The following is a 15,948-nucleotide window of genomic DNA, read 5'->3' on the forward strand; positions in this document are numbered from 1 at the left end:
GCCCAGAGCACCCGTCAGCGCGCCCCCGCGCTCCGGCCGCGAGGCACCCACGTACCCCCTGGCCAAACCCGCTCCCCGCGTACGGGAGAATCGAGCCACATGTACAGAACCACGGGGAGGAACCGTGTCCGGATTCGTTGAAAAGCCCGAGCCCCTCCAGGTTCCGGGACTGGTGCATCTGCACACCGGCAAGGTGCGCGACCTGTACCAGAACGAGGCGGGCGACCTCGTGATGGTCGCCAGTGACCGCATCTCCGCCTACGACTGGGTGCTGCCCACCGAGATCCCCGACAAGGGCCGCACCCTCACCCAGCTCTCCCTGTGGTGGTTCGACAAGCTCGCCGACCTGGTCCCCAACCATGTGCTGAGCACCGAACTCCCGCCGGGCGCCCCGGCCGACTGGGAAGGCCGCACCCTGGTCTGCAAGTCGCTGCGGATGATCCCGGTCGAGTGTGTCGCCCGCGGCTATCTCACCGGCTCGGGTCTCACCGAGTACCAGGAGACGCAGACGGTCTGCGGCCTCGGTCTCCCCGAGGGCCTGACGGACGGCTCCGAGCTCCCCGGGCCGATCTTCACCCCGGCCACCAAGGCCGCGGTCGGTGAGCACGACGAGAACGTGTCGTACGAGGAGGTCGCCCGCCAGGTCGGCGCCGAGACCGCGGCCCAGCTCCGCCAGACGACCCTCGCCGTCTACACCCGCGCCCGCGACATCGCCCGTCACCGGGGCGTCATCCTCGCGGACACCAAGTTCGAGTTCGGCTTCGAGGGAACGGGCGAGAGCGAGACCCTGGTCCTCGCCGACGAGGTGCTCACGCCGGACTCCTCGCGCTTCTGGCCGGCCGAGCAGTGGGAGCCCGGTCACCCGCAGCCGTCGTACGACAAGCAGTTCGTCCGCGACTGGCTGACCTCGGCCGAGTCCGGCTGGGACCGGGCGAGTGAGCAGCCGCCGCCCGCGCTGCCCCAGCACATCGTGGACGCGACCCGCGCCAAGTACATCGAGGCGTACGAACGCCTCACCGGTACGAGCTGGACCTGAGCACCGGACCTGAGCATCGCGCAGGCGAACACCGCGCACGCGAACACCGCGCACGTACGAGGAAGGCCCCGGTCGATGACCGGGGCCTTCCTCTTCGCTGGAGCGGACGACCAGGTTCGAACTGGCGACCTCAACCTTGGCAAGGTTGCGCTCTACCAACTGAGCTACGTCCGCGCTGCGCCGTGGCGCGAGAGCAACTATACCCAACCCCGCTCGCGCGCGAGACGCACCGCCGTGTGCCGGTTCTCGGCCCCGAGCTTGGTCGCGGCGGACGACAGATAGTTCCGTACGGTCCCCTGCGAGAGCGCGGCCCGCTCGGCGATCTCCGCGACCGGCGCCCCGTCGGCGGCGAGTTCGAGCACCTCCGCCTCGCGCGCGGTCAGCGGCGAGTCACCGGCGGAGATCGCGTCGGCGGCCAACTCCGGATCGACGTAACGGTTTCCCGCGTGCACCGTACGGATGATCTCCGCGAGCCGCTGCGCGCTGACCGTCTTGGGGACGAACCCGCGCACACCCGCCGCGAGCGCCCGCTTCAGATGCCCCGGACGTCCGTGGCTGGTCACGATCAGCACCTGGCACGAGGGCAGTTCGGCTCGCAGCGATGTGGCCACCCTCACACCGTCGGCGCCGGGCATCTGGAGGTCGAGTACGGCGACGTCGGGCTCGTGCGCCCGCGCCATCGTCAGTGCCTCCGGCCCGGACGCCGCCTCGGCCACCACGACGAGATCGTCCTCCAGGCCGAGCAGCGCGGCGAGCGCTCCACGGATCAGATGCTCGTCATCGGCGAGCAGCAGGCGTACGGGAGGCGCCGAGGTCACCGGCGAGACGGGGGAGACGGGCGGCAGGGAAGTCATGACGTGACCCCAGTCACTGGATCTGGCTCTGGTTCTGGTTCTGGTCGGGCGGCTTGACGCGAAGGCTGGTGAGGGGCCGCTTGACGCCGAGCCTGGTGAGGGGCGGAGGGCGCGGTTCGCCGCGAGTGCGTGTCCCGTACGGCGGGGACCGGTACGGACGGCGTCGGCAGCGGCACCACCGCGGTCAGCCGGAACACACCGCCCTCGGCGGGGCCCGCCCGCAGCACCCCGCCCACCTCGGTCAGCCGTTCCCGCAGCCCCACGAGCCCGGAGCCCCTCCGCAGCGCTGATCGCGAGGGGCCGTCCGGCACCCCGTCGTTCTCGACGGTCAGCGTGACCTGCCCGTCCGCGACCAGGAGTGACACCGTGCACCGCTCGGCGTTCCCGTGCCGCAGCACGTTCGTCGTCGCCTCCCGTACGACCCAGCCGAGCGGCGGCTGGACCTGCGGGGGCAGTCCCGTGGCCGAGCCGCGGATCTCGCACGCGATGCCGGCTGCGGTCAACACGCCCTGGGCGCCCGCGAGTTCGTTGGCCAGATCGGCCTCCCGGTAGCCGCGTACGACCTCGCGCACCTCACGCTGCGACTCCTGGGCGATGCGCTGCACCTCGATCATCTGCTCCACGGCCTCGGGCCTGCCGCGTCGCGCCAGCTGTACGGCGAGTTCGCTCTTCAGGGCGATCACCGCGAGGTTGCGGCCCATCACATCGTGCAGGTCGCGTCCGAAGCGCAGCCGTTCCTCGGCCACGGCGAGCCGGCCGCGGGTCTCGCGGGCCTCGTCGAGCGTGTAGACGGTGTCGAGCAGCCAGACGGAGAGGTGCGAGGTGGCGGCGAACAGCGCGGTCGTGACCAGGGTGACGCCTCCCTCAGCCAGCGCGGCGGGCGCCGGAAGGCCCACCAGGAGCCCCACCCCCGCGACGCCGGCCGCGACGCCCGCCGCCATGACGAGCGTGCGCCCCCGGTCGCGGACGGCAAGGGCGATGGTCCCGAAGCCGTACGAGGGGACCGTCACGGACAGCATGGCCGCGCCGGACTCCGTGCCCGAACCGTTGCCGCCCCGCTCGAACAGGACGAGCGCGGCGACCCCGAGCAGTGCGGTGACCGCGCCGAGCGACCACAGGAGTCGTACGGGCAGCTCACGGCTGCCGCGTGTCCAGTCGAGCACCCGCGACGCGGTCAGCGCGCAGAACACCCCGTGCGCGCACACCGCCACCAGTACCGGGACCACGAACCGCGACCCCATCTGGCCGATCGCCGGAAGCCCCACGCCGGCGATCGTGACCACGGCGACGAAGTGGAACGACCAGCGGGTGTACGTCTCGACCTTCGCCGGCGTGCTCTTGCCCCGCCACCAGACCCCAGGTCTCCGCATGCTCCCGCTCCCGTCGCCTTTCACCGTCGGGGCTCCCATCGGAACCACCGTCGTACAGCAAACACCGCGAGGACCGTCCAGGCCACCGCGACGGCGATGGCACCCGCCGCGTCCGCCGCGGAGAGGTCTCCGGTCCAGCCGCCGCGTATCAGGGTGATCACCGGGGTCAGCGGCAGCAGCTCGCAGACCCTGGCGAGACCGTCCGGCATCAGCTCCAGGGGGAAGAAGGTGCCGGACGCGAGCAGGGAAACCATCAGGAGCGGCATGGTCGCCACCTGGGCGCCCTCCACACTCCTGCTGAAACCCGCGGTGACCGCGGCCAGCGGGGGCCACATCACCAGGCCCAACAGCAGTCCCAGGACGGCGAGATGGGGCGCGGGCGGCGCACCCACGTCCAGCAGCGCGACGCACGCCGCCGTCAGCGCCACGCACTGCACCAGCGCGATCGCCACCGACGGCAGAGCGGCGCCCGCGAGGATCTCGGTGTCCCGCAGCTCCCCGGTGCGCAGCCGCTTGAGGACGAGTTCCTCGCGCCGGGCCGCGTACACGGTCACCAGCGAGCTGTAGACCGCGAAGAGCAGCGAGAAGCCGATGGAGGAGGGCAGGATCACCGAGCCGGTCGACAAGCCCGCGCTCTTCAGATCCATCTGGTCGACCGTCGAGCTGAGGCTGAGGGGCATCACGATCGGCACGAACAGCGCGGCGAAGAGCGTCGCCTTCGTGCGCCCCAGGAGCGTGAGCTCGGCGCGCGCCAGGGCGGCCATCCGTCCCCTCGCGGTGGTGGTGGTCTTCGTCGTCTCCGGGTTCGTCACGGCCACCGTGCTCACGCCACCGTCTCCTTGGTCTTGTCGCTGTCGTCGCTGCCGTTGTCGGTGTCGCCATCGTTGGTCTTGTCGCTGTCCTGGGCAGGAGCGCCCGCGCCGGAGGCCCCCGCCGCCTCCCGCGCGATCCGCAGGAACGCCTCCTCGAGCGAGGCCGACCGCACATCGAGGCCCCGCAGCTCGACGCGCGTCCGCTCGGCCCACAGCAGCAGGGCGGTGGCCGTCCGCTGGAGTTCGTGGGTGCGAAGCCGGACGGTGCGCCCGTCCGTCTCGTGGCCGGTGACACCGAGCGGGGCGAGCGGGGGCAGGTCGCCGAGGAAGTAGCCGTCGGGCAGTTCGAAGGAGATCCGGGACGGCTGGGAGGCGGTCACCTGGGCCGGGGTGCCGGTGGCGGCGATGCCTCCCTCGTGGAGGATCGCGAGCCGGTCGGCCAGCTGCTCGGCCTCTTCCAGATAGTGGGTGGTGAGCAGCACGGTCGTACCGCCGTCGCGCAGTTCGCGCACCAACTCCCAGGTGCTGCGGCGTCCTTCGGCGTCGAGTCCGGTCGTCGGCTCGTCGAGGAAGAGGACCTCGGGGCGGCCGAGGAGGGCGAGCGCCAGGTCCAGGCGGCGCTTCTCGCCGCCGGACAGCTGCTTCACCCGTACGCCGGACCGCCGGGTGAGCCCGACCATGTCCAGGGCCTCCGCCGTGGGGCGCGCGCCGCTGGTGCAGCCGGCCCACATCCGCACGGTCTCCGCGACCGTGAGCTCGGAGGGGAAGCCGCCCTCCTGGAGCATCAGGCCGATCCTGGGCCGCACGAGCGCCCGTTCCTTGTAGGGGTCGTGCCCGAGGACCCGTACCCGCCCGCCGGTCGGTGGCGCGAGTCCCTCCAGGAGTTCGACCGTGCTGGTCTTGCCCGCTCCGTTCGTGCCCAACAGGGCGAAGAGCTCACCGGGGGCCACGGAGAAGGTGATTCCGCGCACCGCCTCGAAATCCCTCCCGTACACGCGGCGCAGCTCAGTGACCTCGATCACGTCATCGTGCTCGTTCGTGTTCATGCATTCAGCGTCCCCGCGGAAGGCATCCGTCAGCAGTGCGCGGTGTCATCACTCCGCATGACATATGTCAGACGGCCGCGACGGAGGGGAGTGTGGGGAACGCGGGGAACGCGAGGAACACGGGGGTACGACAAAGGCCCCGGTCGATGACCGGGGCCTTGATCTCGCTGAGCGGACGACCAGGTTCGAACTGGCGACCTCAACCTTGGCAAGGTTGCGCTCTACCAACTGAGCTACGTCCGCATTGCCTCCGACCGGCTCTCACCGATCGGCGCGAGCACCACCCTACCTGATCCAAATGGACGGTCGGTAAGAGATGCGGAGCGGGTGACAGGAATTGCACACTGCGCCTTCCCCCTGGAAGGGGGATGTTCTACTACTGAACTACACCCGCGTGACTCCGTGAGGTTCGGCTTTCGGCCTGGCCCCTCGGCGTGTTCCAGACTCTAGCTGACCAGCGGGGGGTCTGCGCAAGTCGGCTCCGCTCAGGGGCGGATGACCGGCCGGGCCGACGCCTCGGCCGGCCGTCGTCCGGATGTCCGAGGGCGACGGCAGGCCGGGGGCGACGGCCGGCTGAGGACGGCCCGGTCTCAGTGCGCCTCGGCGAACGCCTCGTAGACCTTCTTGGGGATGCGCCCGCGCGGCGGCACGTCCAGCTTGTTGGAGCGGGCCCAGGCGCGGACGGCCGCCGGGTCCGGGGTCAACGCGGTGTGCGTGTACGCCTTCCCGGACCTCGACTGCTTGCGGGCGGCCTCCAGGTAGGGCGCGAGTACCTTGCGCAGTTTCTTGGCGTTGGAAGGATTCAGGTCGATCTCGTACGACTTGCCGTCCAGTCCGAAGGCGATCGTCTCCGCCGCTTCTGAGCCGTCGATGTCGTCAAAGAGAGTGACCACGACACGCTGCGCCACGAATATCGGTCCCTTCGTGCGACACCTCTGCGATCAACGGTCATGACGTGCGAAGACGTCACGGAGTTGTCGGGGAGATGTCGACTGTCCGCCTGTTATTGGGCAAAGTATCGGCTAATGCCAATTCCTTTGTACAGTGCCCGGCATTGCATTGTGAAGCCCGACTAAATCCTTCCGCGTGTCCGGAAGCAATGGGGCCCTGCCGCTCTTCTGCGGTTTTTCCCAGGATTTTCCGTCGTGACCCCCGTGCCGATGCGAGATCGTGATCGGGGTCACGTAGGATTCTACGAATCTACGCGAGTAGAAATTTTGTGCGGGTAGTCTGAAGCGACCTGCTCAGCACCACACACCGGGAGTGCCAGTGGCACGCGTCGTAGTCGACGTCATGCTCAAGCCGGAGATCCTCGACCCCCAGGGCCAGGCGGTGCAGCGTGCACTGCCGCGTCTCGGATTCGAGGGCGTCTCCGACGTACGTCAGGGAAAGCGATTCGAACTGGAAGTGGACGGACCGGTGGACGACGCCGCGCTCGCCCGCATCCACGAACTCGCGGAATCCTTCCTCGCCAACACCGTGATCGAGGACTTCACCGTCAAGGTCGAGGAAGTCGCGGAGGCCGGAAAGTGACCGCTCGTATTGGAGTCGTCACCTTTCCCGGAAGCCTGGACGACCGGGACACACAGCGCGCGATCCGGCTCGCCGGAGCCGAACCCGTCGCGCTCTGGCACAAGGACAAGGACCTGAAGCAGGTCGACGCCGTGGTGCTGCCCGGCGGATTCTCGTACGGCGACTATCTGCGGGCCGGTGCCATCTCGCGCTTCTCGCCGGTGATGGGCTCCGTGATCGAGCAGGCGAAGTCCGGAATGCCGGTTCTCGGCATCTGCAACGGCTTCCAGGTCCTCACCGAGGCGCACCTCCTCCCAGGCGCCATGCTCGGCAACGACCACCTGCACTTCATCTGCCGCGACCAGAAGCTGCGGGTGGAGAACGCGGAGACCGCCTGGACCGCCGACTACGAAGCCGGCCAGGAGATCCACATCCCGCTGAAGAACATGGACGGGCGGTACGTCGCCGACGAGCACACGCTCGACATGCTGGAGGCGGAGGGCCGGGTCGCGTTCCGCTACGTGGACGTCAACCCGAACGGTTCGCTGCGCGACATCGCCGGCATCACGAACGAGGCCGGGAACGTGGTGGGCCTCATGCCGCACCCCGAGCACGCCGTCGACCCGCTGGTCGGTTCGGCCCGTACCGACGGCCTCCCCTTCTTCACCTCGATCCTCAAGAAGCTGGTCAACGCATGAGCCGCACGCCTCTGGACACGGTCGAGAACGCGGCCGCGACCCCCGACGTCGAGCTGCCCTGGGCCGAGCTGGGCCTGAAGAAGGACGAGTACGAGCGGGTCGTGGAGATCCTCGGCCGCCGCCCGACCGGCGCCGAGCTCGCCATGTACTCGGTCATGTGGTCCGAGCACTGCTCCTACAAGTCCTCCAAGGTCCACCTCCGCCAGTTCGGCGAGAAGGCCCCGCAGTCCGACGCGATGCTCGTCGGCATCGGTGAGAACGCCGGAGTCGTCGACGTCGGCCAGGGCTACGCCGTCACCTTCAAGGTCGAGTCGCACAACCACCCCTCGTACGTGGAGCCCTACCAGGGCGCCGCGACGGGCGTCGGCGGCATCGTGCGCGACATCATCGCGATGGGCGCCCGCCCGGTCGCGGTCGTCGACCCGCTGCGGTTCGGCGCGGCCGACCACCCCGACACCAAGCGCGTCCTGCCCGGCGTCGTCGCGGGCATCGGCGGCTACGGCAACTGCCTGGGCCTACCCAACATCGGCGGCGAGGTCGTCTTCGACGCCTGCTACCAGGGCAACCCGCTGGTCAACGCCGGTGCCATCGGCGTCATGCGGCACGAGGACATCCACCTCGCGAAGGCGTCCGGGCCGGGCAACAAAGTCATCCTGTACGGGGCCCGCACGGGCGGTGACGGCATCGGCGGCGCGTCGATCCTCGCCTCGGAGACCTTCGACGACGCCAAGCCGTCGAAGCGTCCCGCCGTCCAGGTCGGCGACCCCTTCCAGGAGAAGCTGCTCATCGAGTGCACCCTGGAGGCCTTCGCCGAGAAGCTGGTCGTCGGCATCCAGGACCTCGGCGCGGCCGGCCTGTCCTGCGCCACCAGCGAGCTCGCGTCCAACGGCTCCGGCGGCATGCGCGTCACCCTGGACGACGTACCGCTGCGCGACTCCACGCTCTCGCCCGAGGAGATCCTCATGAGCGAGTCGCAGGAGCGCATGTGCGCGGTCGTCGAGCCGGAGAAGGTCGATCGGTTCCTTGAGATCTGCGACAAGTGGGACGTCATCGCGACCGTCATCGGCGAGGTCACCGAGGGCGACCGGCTGGAGATCTACTGGCACGGCGGCAAGATCGTCGACGTCGACCCGCGTACGGTCGCGCACGACGGCCCGGTCTACGAGCGCCCCTACGCCCGCCCCGAGTGGCAGGACGCGCTCCAGGCCGACGACGCCAACAAGCTGCCCCGGCCCGCGACCTCGGACGAGCTGAAGGACCAGGTCCTGCGGCTCGTCTCCTCCCCGAACCAGGCCTCCAAGTCCTGGATCACCTCCCAGTACGACCACTTCGTGCAGGGCAACACGGTGCTGGCGCAGCCCGAGGACTCGGGCATGATCCGCATCGACGAGGAGACCGGACTCGGCGTCGCCATCGCCACGGACGGCAACGGCCGCTACGCGAAGCTCGACCCGTACGCGGGCGCGCAGCTCGCGCTCTCCGAGGCGTACCGCAACGTGGCGACGACCGGCGCCAAGCCGCTCGCCGTCTCCGACTGCCTGAACTTCGGCTCGCCCGAGGACCCGGCGGTGATGTGGCAGTTCGCCGAGGCCATCCGCGGGCTGGCCGACGCCTGTCAGCAGTTGGGCACCCCGGTGACCGGCGGCAACGTCTCGCTCTACAACCAGACGGGCGAGGTGGCCATCCACCCGACCCCGGTGGTGGCCGTCCTCGGCGTGATCGACGACGTCGAGCGCCGCACCCCGGTCGCCTTCCAGGAGGACGGGCACCTGCTCTACCTGCTGGGCGACACCCGCGAGGAGTTCGGCGGTTCGGCCTGGTCGCAGGTGGTCCACGACCACCTGGGCGGCCTGCCCCCGAAGGTCGACCTGGAGCGCGAGCGGCTGCTGGCCGAGATCCTGATCTCCGCCTCCCGCGACGGCATGATCGACTCCGCGCACGACCTGTCCGACGGCGGTCTGGTCCAGGCGGTCGTGGAGTCGGCGCTCCTCGGCGGCAAGGGCGCGCGGCTGGTCGTCCCGGACGGGCTCGACGCGTTCACCTTCCTGTTCTCGGAGTCGGCGGGCCGCGCGGTCGTCGCCGTTCCGCGCTCGGAGGAGCTCCGCTTCAACGACATGTGCGGCGCGCGCGGCCTGCCCGCCACCCGCGTCGGTGTGGTCGACGGTGACGCCGTCGAGGTCCAGGGCGAGTTCACGCTCCCCCTGACCGAACTCCGCACGGCGCACGAGGGGACGATCCCGGCGCTGCTGGCGTAGTCGTCCTCGGCTGTACGAGACGTGGGTCCCACCCGGTTCCGGGCGGGACCCACGTGCGTTCCGGGCCACAGGAACCCCAGGGACCCAAGGGGCCGCGCGTCCACCGGCCCAGGGCCCGGGTGCTTCCGTTCTCCCGGGCAGGTCCTAAGCTCCCGACCATGCCTCCGGCCAAGAAACGCCCCCGTTCCCACGACCCGGTGAAGATCCGCGCCGCGGTACTCGCGCAGTTCGGGAACGTACGGGAAGCGGTCCGTGGGCTCACCGACGAGCAGCTCGCGCGGCCCGCGCACCTCGGGGACTGGACCGTGCGGGAGCTGGCCGCGCACGTCACCATGGCCGTGGAGAGCGTCAGCCGGAACATCGACAGGCCCGAGCCCGGCAAACGGGAGCTCGCCCTGCTCGACTGGCCGTTCGCGACCGCCGACCGGGCTGGTGACATCGCCGCCGACTGCCGTGAGCTCGCCGAGGCGAACCCCGACCTCGACGCGCTCTTCGCCCGCACCGGGGAACGGCTCACGGAGCGCCTTGCCACGGCCCCGGACGAACGGCTGCTCGGCACCCGCACGGGCACCATGTCGCTCGGCGACCACCTCGTCACCCGTACCGTCGAGCTCGTCGTGCACACGGACGACCTGAACCGGGCGGTGCCGGGCCTCGGCATCCCCTTCGACCGGCAGGCCCTCGCCGCCTGCACCCGGCTGCTCGCCGACGCGCTCGCGGTGAAGGCCCCCGGCGCGTCGACGGAGGTGCGGATTCCGCCGTACGCGGTGGTGCAGTGCGTGGCGGGCCCCCGCCACACCCGCGGCACCCCGCCGAACGTCGTCGAGACCGACCCGCTGACCTGGATCCGGCTCGCGACGGGACGTACGGAGTGGAAGGCGGCGCTGGGGGACGCCAAGGTCAGCGCGAGCGGCGAGCGGGCGGACCTGGGCGGGCTGCTGCCGCTCATGGGCTGAGCCGGCGGAACCACCCCCGCCCTGACCTGCGCGGAACCAACCACCCCACCCGCCCCGTCGAACCGGCATGTACAGGCAGCGGCTCACCCTCAGCGTCCTGACACTCATCCCGCTCGCGATGGCCTGCGGCAACGAGTCCGGCGGCGGCAGTTCGGTCGGCGCCGGCGCGCGGGCGGACGTCGTCGGCGCCCACTGGATCGTCGACGGCGTCACGGTGGACGGCACCAGGCACCGCGCGCCCGGCGGAGCGAACGTCGAGTTCGGGGAGGACGGCAAGGTCGAAGGAAACTACGGCTGCAACCACTTCGACGCGACCGCCACCTTCAAGGACGGCCGTATCGACGTCGGGGACGCGACGACGACGGACATGGCCTGCGAGAAGGGGCCGATGGACTTCGAGCGGACCCTCGCCCGCACGCTCGCCGACGGCGCCCTCACCACGACGGCCGAGGGCGACGACGTCACCCTCACCAACCCCGCCGGCGACCGCGTCCACCTCAGCAGGGAGCGGGCCGCCGCCCTGTACGGCACCAAGTGGGCCGTCACGGCACTCGGTGCCGGGGACACGGTCCACTCCCTCCCCGCGGAAGCCGACCCCTACCTCGTTCTCGACAAGGCGAAAGGCACCCTCAGCGGGCGTCTCGCCTGCAACGACGTCTCCGCGAAGGCCACCGTCGGCGACGGACATATCACCCTCGGAACCCCGAAGACCACCCGCATGATGTGCGACAACTCACTCATGGCCACCGAGAAGACCCTCCTGGGCCTCTTCGACAGCAGGGTCGACTACCGACTGGATCACCGCACCCTCACGCTGACCAGCGCAAACGGCGAAACTGTGACGGCCGTCGCAGCCAAGTGAGGCGTCGGAGCCCCAGATCCCCAATTCGGACCAGTGGTCGATCTCGCCTACACTCGGTGCCGTGCCACGTGGTGACGGTCGACTCAATCATGATCTGCTCCCCGGTGAGAAAGGCCCCCAGGACGCTTGCGGCGTCTTCGGAGTCTGGGCTCCGGGCGAAGAGGTCGCCAAGCTCACTTACTTCGGGCTCTACGCCCTCCAGCATCGGGGCCAGGAGTCCGCGGGAATCGCGGTCAGCAATGGTTCCCAGATCCTCGTCTTCAAGGACATGGGCCTCGTGTCCCAGGTCTTCGACGAGACCTCGCTCGGTTCGCTCCAGGGTCACATCGCGGTCGGTCACGCCCGCTACTCGACCACCGGTGCCTCCGTGTGGGAGAACGCCCAGCCGACGTTCCGTGCCACCGCGCACGGTTCCATCGCGCTCGGCCACAACGGCAACCTGGTCAACACGACCGAGCTCGCCGGAATGGTCGCGGACCTCCCCAAGCAGGACGGCCGCAGCACCCGCGTGGCCGCCACCAACGACACCGACCTCCTGACGGCCCTGCTGGCGGCGCAGGTCGACGACAACGGCAAGCCGCTGACCATAGAAGAGGCGTCCGCCCGGATCCTCCCGCAGGTCAAGGGCGCCTTCTCGCTCGTCTTCATGGACGAGCACACCCTGTACGCGGCCCGCGACCCGCAGGGCATCCGCCCGCTGGTCCTCGGCCGCCTGGAGCGCGGCTGGGTCGTCGCCTCCGAGTCCGCCGCCCTCGACATCTGCGGCGCCGCCTACGTCCGGGAGATCGAGCCGGGCGAGTTCGTCGCCATCGACGAGAACGGCCTCCGCACGTCGCGATTCGCTGAAGCGAAGCCCAAGGGCTGCGTCTTCGAGTACGTCTATCTGGCCCGCCCGGACACGGACATCGCCGGTCGGAACGTGTACCTCTCGCGCGTGGAAATGGGCCGGAAACTCGCCAAGGAAGCTCCCGTCGACGCCGATCTGGTCATAGCGACCCCGGAGTCCGGGACGCCCGCCGCGATCGGTTACGCGGAGGCGTCCGGCATCCCGTTCGGCGCCGGCCTCGTCAAGAACGCCTACGTCGGCCGGACCTTCATCCAGCCCTCGCAGACCATCCGCCAGCTCGGCATCCGCCTGAAGCTCAACCCCTTGAAGGAAGTCATCAAGGGCAAGCGGCTGGTCGTGGTCGACGACTCGATCGTGCGCGGCAACACCCAGCGCGCGCTGGTCAGGATGCTCCGCGAGGCGGGCGCCGCCGAGATCCACATCCGGATCTCCTCGCCCCCGGTCAAGTGGCCCTGCTTCTTCGGCATCGACTTCGCGACCCGCGCCGAGCTGATCGCCAACGGCATGACCATCGAGGAGATCGGTACGTCACTGGGCGCCGACTCCCTGTCGTACATCTCCATCGACGGCATGATCGAGGCCACCACCATCGACAAGCCGAACCTGTGCCGCGCCTGCTTCGACGGCGAGTACCCGATGGACCTCCCGGACCCCGAACTGCTCGGCAAGCAGCTCCTGGAGACCGAGCTGGCGGCAGGTCCTGCCGCCACGGCCGCGGCCGACGCGATCCGTCGCCCCTGAGCCCCCTCATCACCAACCCGAAAGATCCCAGGCAATGTCTGAGAGCACAGGTGCCAGCTACGCGTCCGCCGGCGTCGACATCGAAGCCGGCGACCGCGCCGTGGAGCTGATGAAGGAGTGGGTGAAGAAGACGCGGCGCCCCGAGGTCCTCGGCGGCATCGGCGGATTCGCCGGCCTCTTCGACGCCTCCGCCCTCAAGCGCTTCGAGCGCCCCCTGCTCGCCTCCGCCACGGACGGCGTGGGCACCAAGGTCGACCTCGCCAGGCAGCTCGGCGTGTACGACACCATCGGTCACGACCTGGTCGCGATGGTCATGGACGACATCGTCGTGTGCGGCGCCGAGCCGCTCTTCATGACCGACTACATCTGCGTCGGCAAGGTGCACCCCGAGCGCGTCGCCGCCATCGTCAAGGGCATCGCCGAAGGCTGTGTCCTGGCGGGCTGCGCCCTCGTGGGCGGCGAGACGGCCGAGCACCCGGGCCTGCTCGGCCCGGACGACTTCGACGTCGCGGGCGCGGGCACCGGCGTGGTCGAGGCGGACCAGCTGCTCGGCGCCGACCGCATCCGTACGGGTGACGCGGTGATCGCCATGGCGGCCTCCGGTCTTCACTCCAACGGGTACTCGCTCGTCCGGCACGTCCTCCTGGAGCGGGCGCGGCTCAAGCTCGACCGCCACATCGAGGAGTTCGGCCGCACGCTCGGCGAGGAGCTCCTGGAGCCCACCAGGATCTACTCGCTGGACTGCCTGGCCCTCACCCGCACCGCCGAGGTGCACGCCTTCTCGCACGTCACCGGCGGCGGACTGGCGGCCAACCTGGCCCGTGTCGTCCCCGACGGCCTGCACGCCGTCGTCGACCGCGGGACGTGGACCCCGGCCCCCGTCTTCGACCTCGTCGGCCGGACCGGCGACGTCGAGCGCCTGGAGCTGGAGAAGACCCTCAACATGGGCGTCGGCATGATCGCGATCGTCCCCGAGGAGTCGGCGGACGTGGCGCTCGCCACCCTCGCGGACCGCGGGGTCGAGGCCTGGATCGCCGGCGAGATCACCGAGCGCGGCGAGCACACCAGCGGCGCCGCACTGATCGGTGACTACGCCGTGTAGAACCGGCCCGCACGGCGACGGAGCGGCGCGAACCGGGGCTCAGGCCCCGGGGAGAGCACAAAACCGACAGCACAAAACCCGGTCCGGTGGAACACCCCGGACCGGGTGAGGTGCAGATGCCATGAGGCTCTACGAGAACGCCGAACCTGCTGACCCGCTGTTAGCGCTACGCGCCGCGACGTTGAGACTGGGGACCGGCCTGGTCGTCCTCGTCGTCATCGTCGTCGTTATAGAGATCCGCGTACTGCGCGTACGGGTCGTCTTCTTCCTCGTCGTCGTCCTCGAACGGCTCGCCATTCGGCGGCTGTTGCGAAGTCGAAGCGCCCAGCTCATTGGCCAGACGCGAGAGGTCAGTCCCGCCGCTGCTGTACTTCAGCTGGCGGGCGACCTTCGTCTGCTTGGCCTTTGCCCGGCCGCGCCCCATGGCTCGACCCCCTCGGATACGGGGCTCGGTGGCCCCAGAGTCTTGACACGCGTTCATGATCTGGAACGGGCTCTCCGTGAAGAGACCGGTCCGTAGGGCTTCCACGGTACCTGCTCCCGCGCCCATACGGTACGTCGCCCGCAGGACGCGCGTGTGCGCAGAACCTGCGAGGAGCCCCGTCCTCGCTGGTCAACCGCGATTTTAACCTCTTCTTGGCGGCCGACCCGCCGACAGACGTGAGAGTTCTCTCCAACACCCGTCGGCGGGTACCTCCCGGGGGTCAGCCCCGGCGCGCCTCCGCCATCCGCTGCTCGGCGATCCGGTCGGCCGCGGCGGCCGGGGGAATCCCGTCTTCCTTCGCACGTGCGAATATGGCGAGCGTGGTGTCGAAGATCTTCGCGGCCTTCGCCCTGCACCGCTCGAAGTCGAAGCCGTGCAGCTCGTCGGCGACCTGGATGACGCCGCCCGCGTTCACCACGTAGTCCGGCGCGTAGAGGATCCCGCGGTCGGCGAGGTCCTTCTCGACGCCCGGGTGGGCCAGCTGGTTGTTGGCGGCGCCGCACACGATCCTGGCGGTGAGCACCGGCACGGTCTCGTCGCCCAGTGCCCCGCCGAGCGCGCAGGGGGCGTAGATGTCGAGTCCCCCGAGGGGATGGTCGCCGCGGATCAGCGCGTCGGTGTCCGCCGCCACCGCGACGGAGGGGTGCTCGTCGACGATCCGCCGGACCGACTCGGCCCGCACGTCGGTGATCACGACCCGGGCGCCGTCGTCCAGCAGGTGGCGCACCAGGTGGTGGCCCACCTTGCCGACGCCCGCGACGCCGACCGTGCGGCCGTGCAGCGACGGGTCGCCCCACAGGTGCTGGGCGGAGGCCCGCATGCCCTGGAAGACGCCGTAGGCGGTCAGCACGGACGAGTCGCCCGCGCCGCCGTTCTCCGGGGACCTGCCGGTCGTCCAGCGGCACTCGCGCGCCACCACGTCCATGTCGGCGACGTACGTGCCGACGTCGCAGGCGGTGACGTAGCGCCCGCCGAGGGAGGCCACGAACCGGCCGTAGGCGAGGAGCAGTTCCTCGCTCTTGAGGGTCTCGGGGTCGCCGATGATGACGGCCTTGCCGCCGCCGTGGTCGAGGCCGGCCATGGCGTTCTTGTACGACATCCCGCGGGCGAGGTTGAGGGCGTCGGCGACGGCCTCCTGCTCGCTCGCGTACGGGTAGAAGCGCGTGCCGCCGAGGGCGGGGCCCAGGGCGGTGGAGTGGATGGCGATGACGGCCTTGAGGCCGCTGGAGCGGTCCTGGCAGAGCACTACTTGCTCATGACCGCCCTGGTCCGAGTGGAACAGGGTGTGCAGTACATCAGCAGGTGCGCCGGATACGTCGGTCACGGTGGTGACTCCAAGGTAAAGAGCGGCGGTTGACGTGCGGGTCCCGTAT

15 protein-coding genes and 3 tRNA genes are annotated in these 15,948 nt (G+C 70.1%); 8 read left to right on the plus strand and 10 right to left on the minus strand.

The genetic code is table 11. The annotated features are described in order from the left end of the window. The first annotated feature begins 124 nt into the window (after positions 1–124). Positions 125–1,036 carry a phosphoribosylaminoimidazolesuccinocarboxamide synthase gene (locus ACIP79_RS07790; protein WP_401220628.1) on the plus strand — a complete coding sequence of 304 codons (912 nt, stop codon included), beginning with the start codon at positions 125–127 and terminating at the stop codon, positions 1,034–1,036. A 98-nt stretch (positions 1,037–1,134) separates the two neighbouring features. Here the strand turns inward: ACIP79_RS07790 and ACIP79_RS07795 are convergent. The 8 genes from ACIP79_RS07795 to ACIP79_RS07830 all read right to left on the minus strand — a co-directional run bounded on the left by ACIP79_RS07795 (position 1,135) and on the right by ACIP79_RS07830 (position 6,026). Then, a tRNA-Gly gene (locus ACIP79_RS07795) sits at positions 1,135–1,210 on the minus strand. Positions 1,211–1,233: 23 nt separating this feature from the next. Then, positions 1,234–1,890, minus strand: coding sequence for a response regulator (locus ACIP79_RS07800; RefSeq protein ID WP_401220631.1), 657 nt, complete (start codon positions 1,888–1,890; stop codon positions 1,234–1,236). Beyond that, on the minus strand, positions 1,887–3,260 hold the full coding sequence (locus ACIP79_RS07805; RefSeq protein ID WP_401220634.1) for a sensor histidine kinase: 1,374 nt from the start codon (positions 3,258–3,260) through the stop codon (positions 1,887–1,889). The genes ACIP79_RS07800 and ACIP79_RS07805 overlap by 4 nt, the downstream gene beginning before the upstream one ends. 20 nt (positions 3,261–3,280) lie before the next feature. Then, complete coding sequence (locus tag ACIP79_RS07810; protein ID WP_401220963.1) at positions 3,281–4,024, minus strand: ABC transporter permease; 744 nt, start codon at positions 4,022–4,024, stop codon at positions 3,281–3,283. 59 nt (positions 4,025–4,083) lie between these two features. Then, complete coding sequence (locus tag ACIP79_RS07815) at positions 4,084–5,118, minus strand: ABC transporter ATP-binding protein (protein ID WP_401220636.1); 1,035 nt, start codon at positions 5,116–5,118, stop codon at positions 4,084–4,086. A gap of 170 nt (positions 5,119–5,288) precedes the next feature. Then, a tRNA-Gly gene (locus tag ACIP79_RS07820) sits at positions 5,289–5,361 on the minus strand. Between the two features lie 79 nt (positions 5,362–5,440). Continuing rightward, positions 5,441–5,512 (minus strand) — tRNA-Gly (locus tag ACIP79_RS07825). Positions 5,513–5,708: 196 nt separating this feature from the next. Continuing rightward, a complete protein-coding gene (locus ACIP79_RS07830; protein ID WP_383680055.1) occupies positions 5,709–6,026 on the minus strand; it encodes an Lsr2 family protein in 318 nt (105 codons plus the stop codon). A gap of 361 nt (positions 6,027–6,387) precedes the next feature. Here ACIP79_RS07830 and purS point away from each other — a divergent pair, with 361 nt between their 5' ends. From purS to purM, 7 genes are all read left to right on the plus strand, one after another. After that, positions 6,388–6,651: a phosphoribosylformylglycinamidine synthase subunit PurS gene (purS, locus tag ACIP79_RS07835; protein WP_005482678.1), complete on the plus strand. Its 264-nt coding sequence runs from the start codon at positions 6,388–6,390 to the stop codon at positions 6,649–6,651. Continuing rightward, positions 6,648–7,328, plus strand: a complete 681-nt coding sequence (gene purQ, locus ACIP79_RS07840; RefSeq protein ID WP_383680057.1) for a phosphoribosylformylglycinamidine synthase subunit PurQ — start codon at positions 6,648–6,650, stop codon at positions 7,326–7,328. Before purS ends, purQ begins: the two co-directional genes overlap by 4 nt. Continuing rightward, positions 7,325–9,583: a phosphoribosylformylglycinamidine synthase subunit PurL gene (purL, locus tag ACIP79_RS07845; protein WP_401220641.1), complete on the plus strand. Its 2,259-nt coding sequence runs from the start codon at positions 7,325–7,327 to the stop codon at positions 9,581–9,583. Before purQ ends, purL begins: the two co-directional genes overlap by 4 nt. A 158-nt stretch (positions 9,584–9,741) precedes the next feature. Continuing rightward, on the plus strand, positions 9,742–10,539 hold the full coding sequence (locus tag ACIP79_RS07850) for a sterol carrier family protein (RefSeq protein WP_401220644.1): 798 nt from the start codon (positions 9,742–9,744) through the stop codon (positions 10,537–10,539). A gap of 67 nt (positions 10,540–10,606) precedes the next feature. After that, positions 10,607–11,401 carry an META domain-containing protein gene (locus tag ACIP79_RS07855; protein WP_401220647.1) on the plus strand — a complete coding sequence of 265 codons (795 nt, stop codon included), beginning with the start codon at positions 10,607–10,609 and terminating at the stop codon, positions 11,399–11,401. 61 nt (positions 11,402–11,462) lie between these two features. Beyond that, positions 11,463–12,989 carry an amidophosphoribosyltransferase gene (gene purF, locus ACIP79_RS07860; protein WP_383680062.1) on the plus strand — a complete coding sequence of 509 codons (1,527 nt, stop codon included), beginning with the start codon at positions 11,463–11,465 and terminating at the stop codon, positions 12,987–12,989. 34 nt (positions 12,990–13,023) lie between these two features. Further along, positions 13,024–14,091, plus strand: coding sequence for a phosphoribosylformylglycinamidine cyclo-ligase (gene purM / locus ACIP79_RS07865; RefSeq protein ID WP_387182555.1), 1,068 nt, complete (start codon positions 13,024–13,026; stop codon positions 14,089–14,091). Positions 14,092–14,257: 166 nt separating this feature from the next. Here purM and ACIP79_RS07870 read toward each other — a convergent pair whose 3' ends face one another. Together ACIP79_RS07870 and ACIP79_RS07875 are read right to left on the minus strand one after the other, a co-directional pair. Continuing rightward, a complete protein-coding gene (locus ACIP79_RS07870; RefSeq protein ID WP_401220651.1) occupies positions 14,258–14,515 on the minus strand; it encodes a DUF3073 domain-containing protein in 258 nt (85 codons plus the stop codon). A gap of 280 nt (positions 14,516–14,795) precedes the next feature. Further along, positions 14,796–15,899: a Leu/Phe/Val dehydrogenase gene (locus tag ACIP79_RS07875; protein ID WP_401220654.1), complete on the minus strand. Its 1,104-nt coding sequence runs from the start codon at positions 15,897–15,899 to the stop codon at positions 14,796–14,798. Positions 15,900–15,948 lie beyond the last annotated feature (49 nt).

Source organism: Streptomyces sp. NPDC088747 (assembly GCF_044751025.1).
Lineage (GTDB): Bacteria > Actinomycetota > Actinomycetes > Streptomycetales > Streptomycetaceae > Streptomyces.

Bases quoted from the DNA above. Each gene is read 5' to 3' on its own strand.
- ACIP79_RS07800 (WP_401220631.1), bottom strand. From the start codon at position 1,890: ATGACTTCCCTGCCGCCCGTCTCCCCCGTCTCGCCGGTGACCTCGGCG.
- ACIP79_RS07805 (WP_401220634.1), bottom strand. From the start codon at position 3,260: ATGCGGAGACCTGGGGTCTGGTGGCGGGGCAAGAGCACGCCGGCGAAG.
- ACIP79_RS07810 (WP_401220963.1), bottom strand. From the start codon at position 4,024: ATGGCCGCCCTGGCGCGCGCCGAGCTCACGCTCCTGGGGCGCACGAAG.
- ACIP79_RS07815 (WP_401220636.1), bottom strand. From the start codon at position 5,118: ATGAACACGAACGAGCACGATGACGTGATCGAGGTCACTGAGCTGCGC.
- purL (WP_401220641.1), top strand. From the start codon at position 7,325: ATGAGCCGCACGCCTCTGGACACGGTCGAGAACGCGGCCGCGACCCCC.
- ACIP79_RS07850 (WP_401220644.1), top strand. From the start codon at position 9,742: ATGCCTCCGGCCAAGAAACGCCCCCGTTCCCACGACCCGGTGAAGATC.
- ACIP79_RS07855 (WP_401220647.1), top strand. From the start codon at position 10,607: ATGTACAGGCAGCGGCTCACCCTCAGCGTCCTGACACTCATCCCGCTC.
- purM (WP_387182555.1), top strand. From the start codon at position 13,024: ATGTCTGAGAGCACAGGTGCCAGCTACGCGTCCGCCGGCGTCGACATC.
- ACIP79_RS07870 (WP_401220651.1), bottom strand. From the start codon at position 14,515: ATGGGGCGCGGCCGGGCAAAGGCCAAGCAGACGAAGGTCGCCCGCCAG.